This window comes from Exiguobacterium sp. s131 (assembly GCF_018617345.1).
GTDB lineage: Bacteria > Bacillota > Bacilli > Exiguobacteriales > Exiguobacteriaceae > Exiguobacterium > Exiguobacterium profundum.
Window position 1 is genome coordinate 127,173 of the sequence record NZ_JACSJX010000002.1, and the last position, 12,515, is coordinate 139,687.

Consider the following 12,515-nt stretch of genomic DNA (forward strand, 5'->3'; position numbering starts at 1 on the left):
TCATTCGAGTCGGCTCCCTTTTTTGCGTTCAATAACACTGCATAATGATTTCGGTTTCTCCAAACCGTTTGGCACGGAGAGCATCTTCCGGAATGAGAAAATAGAGAATACCTGCATCCCCGAACATGACGTCTAACTCTTCAGACGTGTCCATTTGAAACAATAGGAAAGGATGATCGAATCGTTCCCCATATGTTTCTTGTATCTCTTCAAAAACGTCACCTTGCACTTCACTCGGATGTCCACCGATTGCATGAAGTTCTTCTTGTTCGAATCGTTCGAGTAACCGATCGTACATCTCTTCGTCGAGCAGCTCATATAAACTGTATTCATTCTCTGCATAGCTTTCTTTAAAGGAAACGGCACGTTCATTTAATGCTTCCCCAACTCGCACTCGCTCAAGTTTCGATTCTTCAGTAAACAGAACACGCCAAAGATGACGTTCATCCACATCTCCCCAAGGTTGTTCTTCTAAATCATAGAAGAAAGACAACACCCCTTCTTTCGGGAGTGCATCTACGGATTCAAACTCAGCTAAATCACTTAAACGAAACTGAGCTAAAAACGTCATATTCTCTCCAGGATGCAAGTCTGCGTGTGGTAAGTCAGGATATCCGCCAAACTTAGAATGGCCAACCGCTACTTCTTCCCTTGTTGTCCGTGGCAAAGTTGTCAAATTGACCCGCTTTGTGAACGCATGTAAAATGTCTTCCCTGTTTTGTAATCCATGCTCTTGAATAAATTGCTCAATCGTTTTTAATTCCATCTCGGCACCCCGCTTGTTTATGATAGATGTAGTATAGCATCCCGAACGTATGTACCCCTTGCCTTTTTTGTTATACCCTTTTCTTGACCTCTCTCGTTGAATTTGAGAAGATTCATACGTTTTGAATGACGTGAAAGGAAGTCATGTATATGAAATTATTAAAATGGATTATCGGGCTCTCACTCTTGTTTGGGTTGAGCACGCTCGGAAACTGGATGGTTGAGACGTTCTCGTGGAAAGTACCAGGCAGCGTCATCGGCATGGTGCTCTTGCTCGTCCTCTTGTTGACAAAAGTCATTCGCGTGGAATGGATTGAGGACAGTGCCGGATATTTAACGAAGCATCTCGCTTTCTTTTTCATCCCCATTGCCGTCGGCCTTATGGCGTACGGCACGTTGTTAAAAGCTGCCGGTATCCCGCTCCTTATCACGTTACTCGCCAGCATGGCGGTCGGGATGGTCGTGACGGCGTTTGTTTCCGGGAAAGAAGGTGAGATATCATGACATACGTTTGGATTGGATTGACGATTCTCGTGTATTCGCTCAGTCGTCGACTTTCCATGAAGTGGGCATCTCCGTTCACCAATGTCGTCTTCTTAAGTACAGCGATTTTGATTCTTCTGTTACTCGTGACAGGACAGTCCTATGATGCGTATAAACCGGCTACCGATATCATCACCATCTTACTCGGACCAGCGACGGTCGCCCTCGGGTTACCGCTCTATCGCAACTTACCCGTGTTACTCGCTCGGGCAAAACGGGCCCTGAGTGCCATCGTACTTGGGTCACTCTCTACGATTTTTGTGGCTGTACTTTTCGGCAAGTTATTTTCGTTTACCGAAAACGTATTGATTGCACTATCGGTCAAATCGGCGACGTCCCCGATTGCCCTTGAATTGGCTCGACAACTAGAGGGGGATGCAACACTTGCGGCCTCGATCGCCGTTGCCTGCGGTATTTTAGGGGCGATGCTCGGACCGGTCTTATTGACGTGGATTCGTATGGACGACCCGTTCACGCGTGGACTCACACTCGGCACAATCAGTCACGGGATTGGGACCGCTCAGGCGGCAACGGAACATCCGTTGTCCGGTGCAACAGGTGGTGCCGCAATGGGATTGACCGCAATCTTCACCTCGTTTATCTTGCCGATTCTATATCCGTTTCTCTTTTGAACAGGTCGCGTCCATCGATGGGCGCGACTTTTTTGTTTCGACTTCGATTGCGCGTGATAAACTAATGAAGATGAAACTTATTAGAGGAGGGCAATCCATGCAAGCAAAATTAATTGAACGCTTAATGACGTACGCGAAGATTGATACACAGTCGGATTTCACAAGTACGACAACACCATCGACGGCCAAACAATGGGATTTGATTCGCCATTTGGAGAAAGAATTGAAAGATCTCGGACTGACAGACGTCGAGACGGACGAATACGGCTATCTCTTCGCCACACTTCCAAGTAACGTCGATTATGACGTCCCGACAATCGGCTTCCTTGCTCACGTCGATACGGCGACCGATTTCACAGGAACGAACGTCTCCCCTCAACTCGTCGAGCATTATGAAGGTGGCGACATCGTCTTGAACGAGTCGCTTCATGTCGTGTTATCACCAAAAGACTTCCCAGAACTGGACGGGTATGTCGGGCATACGCTCATGACAACGGACGGCACGACACTCCTCGGTGCGGACGATAAAGCAGGAATCGCTGAAATCGTCACAGCAATCGAATACTTATTGGCTCATCCTGAGATTCCACACGGGCCGGTCCGCATCGCCTTCACACCGGATGAAGAAATCGGACGTGGACCACATAAATTCGATGTCGCCCGATTCAATGCGGACTTCGCTTACACGATGGACGGCGGTCCACTTGGAGAGTTGCAGTATGAGAGTTTCAACGCAGCCGGTGCGACCGTCACCTTCCACGGGACGAACGTGCACCCAGGTAGCGCCAAGAACAAGATGGTCAACTCGATGAAGCTTGCGATGGCGTTCCAAAACCGTTTGCCTGCTGATGAGGCACCGGAACGTACGAGCAACTACGAAGGGTTCTTCCACTTGAACGGCTTCAATGGGGACGTCGAGAAGACGACGCTTCAATACATCATCCGCGATCACGACAAACAAAAGTTCGAAGCACGTAAAGCGTTGATGGAGAAACTTGTCCTCGAATGGAAACAAAAATACGGGGAAGAACGGATTGAACTCCAGATGGAAGATCAGTATTACAACATGGCCGAGAAAATCGAACCAGTGAAACACATCGTCGATACCGTCGCTGACGTCATGCGCGGCCTTGGCATCGAACCGAAGATTGAACCGATTCGTGGTGGGACAGACGGATCGCAACTTTCTTACATGGGCCTTCCGACGCCGAACATCTTCACAGGTGGCGAAAACTATCACGGGAAGTTTGAATACATCTCTGTGAACAACATGGAAAAAGCAACAACGGTTATCATCGAAACACTTCGCACATTCGCGAAGCGCGCACAAGCATAACACATGCGCCTCCAATCGTTCTCTTTTACACTAGAGACATTGGAGGCGATTTTTGATGAAGCATACATTTAGCATGAACCTCGGCTGGGATGGCGGACGAAACGACGTCGGCACCCTCGAGGCCGAGCGATTAAAGACACAGATTTCGATTCCACCCGAAATGGACGGTCCCGGAGTCGGCACGAATCCGGATGAGATGTTACTCGGGGCAGCGGCAACGTGTTATATCATCACACTCGCAGCCGTACTCGGGCGAAGTGATTTGACTCATCGTGGTATCACGATTGATGCAGAGGGCATCGTCGATGTGACAAACGGCATCTTCACTTACGAGACAATTCGCTATGCGACAACGATTCATGTACCTACAGAGATGACCGACCGAGACATCACGCTTGTCGAGCGCATCGCGAAAAAAGCGAAAGATCAATGTATGATTTCACGCGCACTCGCAGGAAATGTAGCATTTGAGTTGAATACCGTCATTTCACGTAAAAGTAGCAATGATTTTATTTGAAGAACCTTTGAAAAAAGCGATAATTGTAAACAGACGTAATCGCTTTGTCATGGACGTACTCGTTGATGATTTGCTCGCGCCTTGCCATTGTCCAGTAACAGGAAGGATTGGAGATATTATATTTGAAAACACCCCATGCCTCGTCTCAGAAACCTATGACTCGAATCGTAAAACTCGCTTTACAGTCGAAGCCATTTCAGTCGATGGTGAACAATGGATTGGAATCAATCAAGGTCGTGTCAACGACTATGTTGAAGCTTTCTTACTCGAGAACCAGCTTGATGCTTTCTCAACCCCGAGGGGAATCAAACGTGAAATAGTAACTGACGGTGCACGGATCGATTTTCAGATTGATGGAATCTTCATGGAAGTGAAGGCTCCGCTCAGCGAACTACTCACTATTCCTCTCCCACACTTTAAACGTAGACGATTGAAACGACCCATCGAAACAGAACGTTTGATTCGTCATCTCTACGCTCTGATTTCCACTCTACCCCAAACCGGAAGAGCAGTCCTCTTATATATTTTTTTATATGACGCACCAATTTATACCGGTAATCCCAACCGAAAACAAGACCATCTAATTCGTCAATTGATTAACGATGCGATACCTTCCGGATTAGAAATATGGCAACTGAACTGCACTATTTCCCCTGAAGGAATTCGTTTACTTCGTTGCTTTGACACAACGTCTCACTTCAAGTAACCAAATGTATTAAGTGAGACGTTATGTTTTTACTAAACATATGATATGTTGGGAATTACCGAATAGAGTCATTTTTCACTTCCACTCTTTACGCGACTGCGCGTTTTTCAAAAACGTGATACAATACACGTCGTAAACTAATCAGAAAAACGAGGGATACCATACATGATTACAGTAAATAACGTCAGCCTACAATTTGGCGGTCGCAAGTTGTTTGAAGAGGTGAACATCAAGTTCACGCCAGGCAACTGTTACGGATTGATCGGTGCGAACGGTGCCGGAAAATCGACATTCTTAAAGATTCTATCAGGTGAACAAGATACGACGACGGGTGATGTCAGCATCACACCGGGCGAACGTCTCGCCGTCCTCAAACAGGACCACTACGCGTATGAGGACAGTGCAGTTCTCGAGACCGTCATCATGGGTCACGAGCGTCTCTACAAAGTAATGAAAGAAAAAGACGCCATCTACATGAAAGAAGACTTCTCAGATGAAGACGGGATGCGCGCAGCTGAACTCGAAGGAGAATTCGCTGAGTTGAACGGTTGGGAAGCAGAGTCGGAAGCCTCGATGGTCCTCCAAGGTCTTGGTATCTCTGAAGCGCTCCACCAGAAACAAATGAGCGAACTCACAGGTGGGGAGAAAGTCAAAGTCCTTCTTGCCCAAGCGCTCTTCGGTAAGCCAGATATCCTCCTCTTAGACGAGCCGACCAACGGACTTGACCTAAAAGCGATTCAATGGTTAGAAGAATTCTTGATCAACTTTGAAAACACAGTCATCGTCGTTTCCCACGACCGTCACTTCTTGAACAAAGTCTGTACGCACATGGCCGACCTCGACTTTGGAAAAATCCAATTGTATGTCGGGAACTACGACTTCTGGTATGAGTCTAGCCAACTCGCTACACGTATGGCGGCAGACCAGAACAAGAAGAAAGAAGAGAAAATCAAAGAGCTTCAAAACTTCATCGCACGTTTCAGCTCGAACGCATCGAAAGCACGTCAAGCGACGTCTCGTAAGAAGTTGCTCGATAAGATCACACTTGATGACATCCGTCCGTCGTCACGTCGTTATCCGTTCGTCGGATTCACGATGGAGCGCGAGATCGGAAACGATGTTCTCTATGTCGATAACGTATCGAAGACAATCGATGGTGTAAAAGTACTCGACAACGTCACGTTCTCACTCAACAAGACGGACAAAGTCGCATTCGTCGGTCGTTCGGACGTTGCCATCACGACACTCTTCAAAATTCTCATGGGTGAGATGGAGCCAGACACAGGGTCAGTCAAATGGGGCGTCACGACAACTCAGTCATACTTCCCGAAAGACAATTCGGAGTACTTCGAGGGCTCAGAAAAGAGCATCCTCGACTGGTTGCGCCAGTTCTCACCTGCCGATGAGTCAGACACGTTCCTTCGTGGATTCCTTGGCCGCATGCTCTTCTCAGGTGAAGAAGTCATGAAGAAGGCGTCTGTCCTCTCAGGAGGAGAAAAAGTACGCTGCATGCTCTCGAAGATGATGCTCTCGAACTCGAACGTACTCGTCCTTGACGATCCGACGAACCACTTGGATCTCGAATCGATCACAGCACTCAACAACGGTCTCGAGTCGTTCAAAGGCGTGCTTCTCTTCAGCTCACATGACCATCAGCTCATCTCGACGATCGCGACACGCATCATCGAAGTGACTCCGAATGGCATCGTGGACAAAGAAGCAACATACGATGAGTACTTGGAGAACGAAGCGCTTCAACAACAAGTTGAATCCCTTTACCAAAATGCATAATAAAAAATCGGCTCAACGTGAGCCGATTTTTTATTTAACGTTTACCGTCTCCATGACGTGCTCATGAATATCATGACCTTTCGTGACATGGACTTGAACGTTGTATGCGCCTGATTCAGCAAAGGTGTGTGCACCTTTATACATCCCAGTATCTGCTTCCTCTAACTTCACCCACTCATGCTTCTCTGCCCCATCTTGGAAGATTTCGAGTTGTACTTCCGCCCCTGCGAGCATCTCGTCTTCAATCATGACGTGTACCATGAATGGTTGTTCTTCCCCTGCTGTCGCCTCTTTCGGGTCAAGCGTGATATCCGCTCCAGCGTGGTGATGATGCTCACTCTCTTCTTCTGCTTCAGCAGCCGTTTCTGGATGTCCAACCGTCACGTTTGTCGTCGGCATGGTGTGCATCGAACGCGCTGTCACGTGAACCTGGACCGTATAGACCGCTTCTTCCGCGAACGTCGTCTCCGCTTCATAGACACCGTCTTTCGTGAGTGACGCCTTGATCATCTCACTTTCTTCCTTCGCATCGTTCTTCCATACTTCGAACTTGATTTCATCCGCATCGTCTACAGGTTGACCATCTTGCGTGACTGTTACTGATAAAGGTACCGCCTCTCCCTTTTCAGCCGTTGCCTCTACCGTCAACTCTGCCTCGACCGGTTCCATTGACTGTGGAACAGCCGCGCTCTCCGCTTCTTTCTCAGTACCACACGCACCGAGTACGAACAACCCGATGAGTCCAAACACGACCCCAAACCGTGTCATCATCTTTTTCATCATAAGTCCTCCTTATAAATCGCTTACATCTTTCATACATTGTTCATGATACCATCTCTTTCCAAAAAGAGTGTGAGCATTCTGTGATATATCCCACGATACATTCTCACAAATTTCACACATATAGTTGAATCAAAATTTATTGAGTACATTTCCGAATTTTAGTCCATCATTTCTAAAAAGGGGTATATAAAATATATCAAGGTCAATCATTTGGAAAGTCTTAACATCAAGAGAGTTACATCATGAATGGAGGCGAATTCAGATGAAACGTAAGGTCATTCGTGGGGCGATGGCACTGTTCATCTTATTGGCGATGGTGATCACACAATCGATTTCCGTCAGTGCCGCCGCTTCAAAATTTGTCACGAGTGTGAACACGACGAGCAAGGTCGTCGCATTGACGTTCGATGACGGGGCAGACGGGGCGAACACGAACAAGATTTTAGACATTTTAGCAAAAAACAATGTCAAAGCCACTTTCTTTTTAACGGGGTCGGGCGCAAATAACCATCCACAGTACATTAAAAATATCGCCGCAAAAGGACATCAACTCGGAAATCACTCGTATACACACCCTGACTTCACCAAACTGACTGCCACGCAGATGAAATCCGAACTCGACCGCACGGAAGCTTTGATTAAATCGTTGACCGGAAAAACGACAAAACCGATTTTCAGAGCCCCTTTTGGTGCAGTGAATAGTACCGTATTGAGCGGTGTCGGGGCTTCAGGATACGGATACACGATTCAATGGAACATTGATACGGTTGACTGGAAAGGATTGACCGCGAGCCAAATCAACACGAAAGTTCAGACTAACATCAAACCGGGTTCAATCGTCTTGATGCATACCGGAGCCGGGGCCCCGGGTACACCGCTCGCACTCCCAACGATGATTTCACAACTCAAAGCAAAAGGGTACAAATTTGTCACGATCTCACAATTACTTGCATATCAAAACGCATCGACGAACAAAACGTATACCGTGAAGTCAGGTGATACGTTGTACAGTATCGCACGGACATACGGAGTCACCGTCTCGGCGCTTGCTGCCGCCAACAACATTACGAACTACAGCTTGATTTATGTAGGACAAGTGCTCATCATTCCAGGAACGACCGTTACACCACCTACGACGACCGTGAAATACACCGTGAAATCGGGCGACACACTCTACAAGATTGCGACGATGTACAATACGACCGTCGCAAAAATCGCAGCTGCCAATAACATCGCAAACGTCAACTCCATCTATGTCGGACAAGTGCTCGTCATCCCAGGTACGACGGTCACACCACCGACAACTACGGTAAAATACACGGTCAAATTAGGGGACACGCTGTACAAGATTGCGACGATGTATAACACAACTGTTGCGAAAATCGCGGCCGCCAACAATATCACGAACGTCAGCTTAATCAGTGTCGGGCAAGTGTTGACCATTCCGAAATGATTGCCTCGTGAATCTTTTCCTCAGCTTGTGACGTATCGTATACAAACAGGAAAAGAGGAAACGCTATGACTCGAACCGTAATCCGTGTCAGTACTACCGCATTCATCGGACTTTTGGTTTCAATTGCCACATTCTCGATTTTGATTTGGCTCGGTTATGAACAAGCACTCACATCCGGTGAGCCGATCCAATTCTTAACACGTGAGATTTATCAATTCGAGAACGGAATCGGGGTCGCCAACCAGAATCAAATGGCCATCCTCGGTGCCGGATTTATGGGCATTGCCGTTCTCATTGGAGAGATCGGGATACGTCTTAAACGAAAGTAACCGCTGCATACGCAACGGTTACTTTTTTAATGCTGATGTTCACCACCATGGTCGTGTGAGTGAACGATTGGTTGCTGCAATTGGTCGATTTGGTCTTGCGGTACATCACCGACAATCATCCATGCGGACGGCGTATAGACCTTCTGCCCTTCATGGACCATGCCGTTCACTTGGTAGATTCCCTGATCGAGTTTCACGCTCGTCACGAGATAGCCATCCTTTTCTGTCACTTCATACGTCCGGGTCTCTTCCGAATCGTAAGGCGTGACTTGAATATGGCTTTCCGTCACACGTTCATCATTCGATACTTTCATCGCAAGCGTCGTCGAGCCAACTTCTACACGTTCAGGTACGATCAGTTGAATCCCTATCGGATCAATGGTGCGTTCTACTGGTTGAAGTTGACACGCGCTTAACCAAATTGTCGCTAGGATGACAGGAATGACTGCTTTAAATCGTTTCATGCTGCCACCTCCGCTTTCAACTTCCGGCGACCAATTAACCAATCAAATAGGAGAACGACAAGAATACTGATTCCTGCGAGCGGTAATGTCACACCTAGAAGTAAAATCAAGATACCGACGATTCGTTTAATGCGTTCGTCCTCAAACCGCTTCATCTGTTCAATGGATCCGACTTTTCGTTTGCGCCACATCATGAACGAGCTGATGACCACGAAAATGAGACCTAGACAAAGCGCGACACCGACCAATTGATTGAGTAAACCGAACAGGCGACCTTCATGGAACGCGATTCCAACCGTAATCAGTTTTCCGAGAATCCCGTAATCTGCGTATGTCACAGAGCTGAGTGTTTCACCACTATATTGATCTAAGTTCACCGTCGATTCTTTAAATGGATGACCTGCTGCCGATGTGACAGTATAGACGCCTGTTTCGCCTTCCGGAAGCGAGATTGTGTACGGTCGATCAATCGTGGACTTGTTCACCACCTGATTTAAATCAATCGGCAACATCGTACTTGGAGAAGACGTTGGAACGAGATCTGCTTGGGTCGCCCAAGGTACGTCTTCCGCCACCTCTTTTGTCGTCACGGTCGATTCTGGCTTGGCGCCAAACGCATAGGCATACATCGGTGCTCCCGTGTTTGTCGACGAGGAAACCCACTGCAACATCGCACCCGAAACGGATGACCAAGCCAACCCTGAACTGATAATGAGCACGAGGCCTAGCGATGACCACAAAGCGACGCTACCGTGCATATGCTTCCACCACTGTCGTCCTTTCCCAAGCTTCGGCATAAGCATCCGAAGCGGATTCTTACCACGCGGCCAAAACAAGAATGTCCCCGTAATAAGAAGAATGATTGCCCAGGACGCCGCGAGTTCGACGACCCAGTTCCCGATTTGACCACCTAATAGTGTGCCATGAATCACAACTAATAAATCTATGCTACCTTCAGCAGACCGCGTTCCTAAAACTTCTGTAGTTTCCGGATGAATATATGTATACATCATCTCGTCTTTGTTCATCCAACCGATTCGAGTCGATTCGCCTTCATCCGGCAAACGAATCGATGTAATCATCGCATCCGGATATTCCGTCATGAATGATTCTTTTTGGACTTCAATCGGCTGTTCTTCCGTGAAAGTTGCCGTCATCATGTCTTTGTATTGCATCTTCGTTATTTGCGGTTCAAATAAATAAATGCTTCCTGTCACAGCCAGGATAATAAAAATTGGTGCAAATATGAGACCTGCATAAAAGTGCCAACGCCATACCGCTTGATACCAAGCGTTGCGTTTATTCAATCGTTCCCCTTGCATGATGCTTCCCCCTTTATCATTGTGTCCAACTTGTGAACAGATTGAGTATACAAGGAATGGAAACGGTTTATTCTTACTATTTGCGACAACTATTCGTCGAATTGGAGAAGTGAAAATGAACTTTGGTTCATCTTTTTTTCACATATTCATCAATCTATCTCACATACTTTCACATAAAGAAAGAGACACCAACAAGTTGGCGTCTCCAAAATATGATCAATTTGTGAACTGCTCTGCTTCTGTCGACCCAGCCAGTGCAGTCGTTGATGATTGTCCACCTGAGATGACGAGCGAGACTTCATCGAAGTAACCCGTTCCGACTTCACGTTGGTGACGTGTCGCAGAAATTGTTGTATCATTTTGTATTTTTTTAGGGAGAAACAAGCTCTATGATGCGATGAATTACGTACCAAGACATTCATCGACCATCGCGACCGCGACATGCGCATCGTCAACGCCATGGACGAGAACCCTTCCGTCTTTGAACAAGAGCATCCGGTGATTCCGCCATCGCCATTCCAACGTGAACGGTGTCTGCTTCACGGCGATGTCCGCCCGTTCGAGTTGATGCACGATTGGTTCCAGACCCTCGATGGACCGACGGACTTGGACGACATCGCGCCCACATAGGATCGCTGTCTGTTGTCGATTCGAAACGAGACTCGGATAGTCATGGGTTTGACAAGACGGGCAAGACACGTCGACGAGCCGTGCGACATCGAGTCGCTGCGACTGGTTTTCCCACATGTCTTCAATCAAGAGCCGACGTTCCATCTTTTCAGGACGCCCGGTCAAATATTTCAATGCCTCGACGGCTTGACGGCTCGCCACATGTTGCACGATTGGAGCCACCACCCCCGCTGTCGCGCAAGTCTGACCGGCTAGCGGCAAATGACGCATGAGACAACGAAGACACGGCGCTTCTTCCGGCATCACCGTGTAGTTCATGCCGTATGCCCCGACACAAGAGGCAAACAAGAAAGGAATGCCGCGCTCGAGTGCGAAATCGTTCAATAGAAGACGTGTCTCGACGTTATCGGTCGCGTCCAAGACGAGATCAACGGGCGGCAAAGGCCGAAGCCAATCCCACGATACGTCGGCGATTTGCGCGTCCAACTCAACGTCTGAGTTGATGGTCCGCAGGCGTTCGAGCGCCGCGACCGCTTTCGGCGTCTCGGCACGTGCGTCCTGTTCCGTATAGAGCGTCTGTCGTTGTAAGTTCGTCACCTCTACATAGTCGCGGTCGACGAGGATAAGTGAGACGCCGGCCCGAATAAGTTGATCGCTCACGGCCGCTCCGAGCGCACCGAGACCGACGACGAGCACTCGTTTCACCATCAGACGTTCTTGCCCGTCCCCACCGATACCGTGGAACCGGGCCTGCCGCGCGTAACGTTCCGGAACATGTGTCATCGGACGTAGTCCCCTGACTTCCCGCCTTGTTTCTCAAGCAAGTATGTCGGCCCGATGACGATGCCTTTATCGACCGCTTTCGTCATATCGTATACGGTCAACGCTGCGACCGATGCGGCCGTCAACGCTTCCATCTCAACACCGGTATCACCTTTCGTCTTCACGAACGACTCGATGATGAGCTGTGTCTCGTCCCATTCGAATGTTAAATCGACTTTTTTCAAGGCGAGCGGGTGACACATCGGGATGATGCGGCTCGTCTCTTTGGCGGCCATAATCCCGGCCACTTGGGCGACAGCAAGCACGTCGCCTTTCGCAAGGTCACCATCCGTGATGAGCTGTTTCAGTTCACTGCTCAATTCAACTGATGTGCGGGCCCGAGCTGTCCGTGTAGTTTCCGGTTTATCCGAGACATCGACCATCCGCGCCCGCCCTTGGTCGTTCATGTGTGTCAGTTCCAT

15 protein-coding genes are annotated in these 12,515 nt (G+C 48.3%); 8 read left to right on the forward strand and 7 right to left on the reverse strand.

The features are described from left to right. Nucleotides 1-28: 28 nt before the first annotated feature. On the reverse strand, nt 29-766 hold the full coding sequence (locus KNO69_RS11260) for a YwqG family protein (RefSeq protein WP_078146077.1): 738 nt from the start codon (nt 764-766) through the stop codon (nt 29-31). A gap of 149 nt (nt 767-915) precedes the next feature. Between KNO69_RS11260 and KNO69_RS11265 the strand changes: the two genes are divergently transcribed. From KNO69_RS11265 to KNO69_RS11290, 6 genes are all read left to right on the forward strand, one after another. Beyond that, a complete protein-coding gene (locus KNO69_RS11265) occupies nt 916-1,269 on the forward strand; it encodes a CidA/LrgA family protein (protein WP_214818066.1) in 354 nt (117 codons plus the stop codon). Continuing rightward, nucleotides 1,266-1,940, forward strand: a complete 675-nt coding sequence (locus tag KNO69_RS11270; protein ID WP_047795813.1) for an LrgB family protein — start codon at nt 1,266-1,268, stop codon at nt 1,938-1,940. The genes KNO69_RS11265 and KNO69_RS11270 overlap by 4 nt, the downstream gene beginning before the upstream one ends. A 97-nt stretch (nt 1,941-2,037) precedes the next feature. Then, nucleotides 2,038-3,276, forward strand: coding sequence for a peptidase T (gene pepT, locus KNO69_RS11275; protein WP_214818069.1), 1,239 nt, complete (start codon nt 2,038-2,040; stop codon nt 3,274-3,276). 52 nt (nt 3,277-3,328) lie between these two features. Continuing rightward, entirely contained in the window at nt 3,329-3,793 is a 465-nt protein-coding gene (locus KNO69_RS11280; RefSeq protein ID WP_047795811.1) for an SACOL1771 family peroxiredoxin, read from the forward strand. Beyond that, nucleotides 3,780-4,499 carry a DNA/RNA nuclease SfsA gene (locus KNO69_RS11285; protein ID WP_214818085.1) on the forward strand — a complete coding sequence of 240 codons (720 nt, stop codon included), beginning with the start codon at nt 3,780-3,782 and terminating at the stop codon, nt 4,497-4,499. The genes KNO69_RS11280 and KNO69_RS11285 overlap by 14 nt, the downstream gene beginning before the upstream one ends. A gap of 165 nt (nt 4,500-4,664) precedes the next feature. Next, nucleotides 4,665-6,290, forward strand: a complete 1,626-nt coding sequence (locus tag KNO69_RS11290; RefSeq protein WP_015880408.1) for an ABC-F family ATP-binding cassette domain-containing protein — start codon at nt 4,665-4,667, stop codon at nt 6,288-6,290. Nucleotides 6,291-6,320: 30 nt separating this feature from the next. Here the strand turns inward: KNO69_RS11290 and KNO69_RS11295 are convergent, their stop codons facing one another. Continuing rightward, nucleotides 6,321-7,070 (reverse strand): FixH family protein, encoded by a 750-nt coding sequence (locus tag KNO69_RS11295; RefSeq protein ID WP_214818088.1) that lies wholly within the window; start codon nt 7,068-7,070, stop codon nt 6,321-6,323. A gap of 265 nt (nt 7,071-7,335) precedes the next feature. Here KNO69_RS11295 and KNO69_RS11300 point away from each other — a divergent pair, with 265 nt between their 5' ends. Further along, nucleotides 7,336-8,526: a LysM peptidoglycan-binding domain-containing protein gene (locus tag KNO69_RS11300; RefSeq protein WP_214757600.1), complete on the forward strand. Its 1,191-nt coding sequence runs from the start codon at nt 7,336-7,338 to the stop codon at nt 8,524-8,526. A 65-nt stretch (nt 8,527-8,591) separates the two neighbouring features. Further along, nucleotides 8,592-8,855 (forward strand): LlsX family protein, encoded by a 264-nt coding sequence (locus tag KNO69_RS11305; RefSeq protein ID WP_214691346.1) that lies wholly within the window; start codon nt 8,592-8,594, stop codon nt 8,853-8,855. 26 nt (nt 8,856-8,881) lie between these two features. Here the strand turns inward: KNO69_RS11305 and KNO69_RS11310 are convergent, their stop codons facing one another. The 5 genes from KNO69_RS11310 to moaC form a co-directional block, all read right to left on the reverse strand. Further along, the gene (locus tag KNO69_RS11310) at nt 8,882-9,319 is read right to left on the reverse strand and encodes a hypothetical protein (protein ID WP_047795806.1); all 438 of its coding nucleotides are present in this window, start codon (nt 9,317-9,319) and stop codon (nt 8,882-8,884) included. Further along, a complete protein-coding gene (locus KNO69_RS11315; protein WP_214818091.1) occupies nt 9,316-10,641 on the reverse strand; it encodes a PepSY-associated TM helix domain-containing protein in 1,326 nt (441 codons plus the stop codon). The genes KNO69_RS11310 and KNO69_RS11315 overlap by 4 nt, the downstream gene beginning before the upstream one ends. A gap of 216 nt (nt 10,642-10,857) precedes the next feature. Next, nucleotides 10,858-11,025 (reverse strand): hypothetical protein, encoded by a 168-nt coding sequence (locus KNO69_RS11320; RefSeq protein ID WP_160300237.1) that lies wholly within the window; start codon nt 11,023-11,025, stop codon nt 10,858-10,860. 18 nt (nt 11,026-11,043) lie between these two features. Further along, the gene (locus tag KNO69_RS11325; protein ID WP_214818104.1) at nt 11,044-12,054 is read right to left on the reverse strand and encodes a ThiF family adenylyltransferase; all 1,011 of its coding nucleotides are present in this window, start codon (nt 12,052-12,054) and stop codon (nt 11,044-11,046) included. Beyond that, a complete protein-coding gene (moaC, locus tag KNO69_RS11330; RefSeq protein ID WP_015880401.1) occupies nt 12,051-12,515 on the reverse strand; it encodes a cyclic pyranopterin monophosphate synthase MoaC in 465 nt (154 codons plus the stop codon). The genes KNO69_RS11325 and moaC overlap by 4 nt, the downstream gene beginning before the upstream one ends.

Bases quoted from the DNA above. Each gene is read 5' to 3' on its own strand.
- moaC (WP_015880401.1), bottom strand. From the start codon at position 12,515: ATGGAACTGACACACATGAACGACCAAGGGCGGGCGCGGATGGTCGAT.
- KNO69_RS11290 (WP_015880408.1), top strand. From the start codon at position 4,665: ATGATTACAGTAAATAACGTCAGCCTACAATTTGGCGGTCGCAAGTTG.
- KNO69_RS11260 (WP_078146077.1), bottom strand. From the start codon at position 766: ATGGAATTAAAAACGATTGAGCAATTTATTCAAGAGCATGGATTACAA.
- KNO69_RS11315 (WP_214818091.1), bottom strand. From the start codon at position 10,641: ATGCAAGGGGAACGATTGAATAAACGCAACGCTTGGTATCAAGCGGTA.
- KNO69_RS11310 (WP_047795806.1), bottom strand. From the start codon at position 9,319: ATGAAACGATTTAAAGCAGTCATTCCTGTCATCCTAGCGACAATTTGG.
- KNO69_RS11265 (WP_214818066.1), top strand. From the start codon at position 916: ATGAAATTATTAAAATGGATTATCGGGCTCTCACTCTTGTTTGGGTTG.
- KNO69_RS11300 (WP_214757600.1), top strand. From the start codon at position 7,336: ATGAAACGTAAGGTCATTCGTGGGGCGATGGCACTGTTCATCTTATTG.
- KNO69_RS11270 (WP_047795813.1), top strand. From the start codon at position 1,266: ATGACATACGTTTGGATTGGATTGACGATTCTCGTGTATTCGCTCAGT.
- KNO69_RS11295 (WP_214818088.1), bottom strand. From the start codon at position 7,070: ATGAAAAAGATGATGACACGGTTTGGGGTCGTGTTTGGACTCATCGGG.
- KNO69_RS11325 (WP_214818104.1), bottom strand. From the start codon at position 12,054: ATGACACATGTTCCGGAACGTTACGCGCGGCAGGCCCGGTTCCACGGT.
- KNO69_RS11305 (WP_214691346.1), top strand. From the start codon at position 8,592: ATGACTCGAACCGTAATCCGTGTCAGTACTACCGCATTCATCGGACTT.
- pepT (WP_214818069.1), top strand. From the start codon at position 2,038: ATGCAAGCAAAATTAATTGAACGCTTAATGACGTACGCGAAGATTGAT.
- KNO69_RS11285 (WP_214818085.1), top strand. From the start codon at position 3,780: ATGATTTTATTTGAAGAACCTTTGAAAAAAGCGATAATTGTAAACAGA.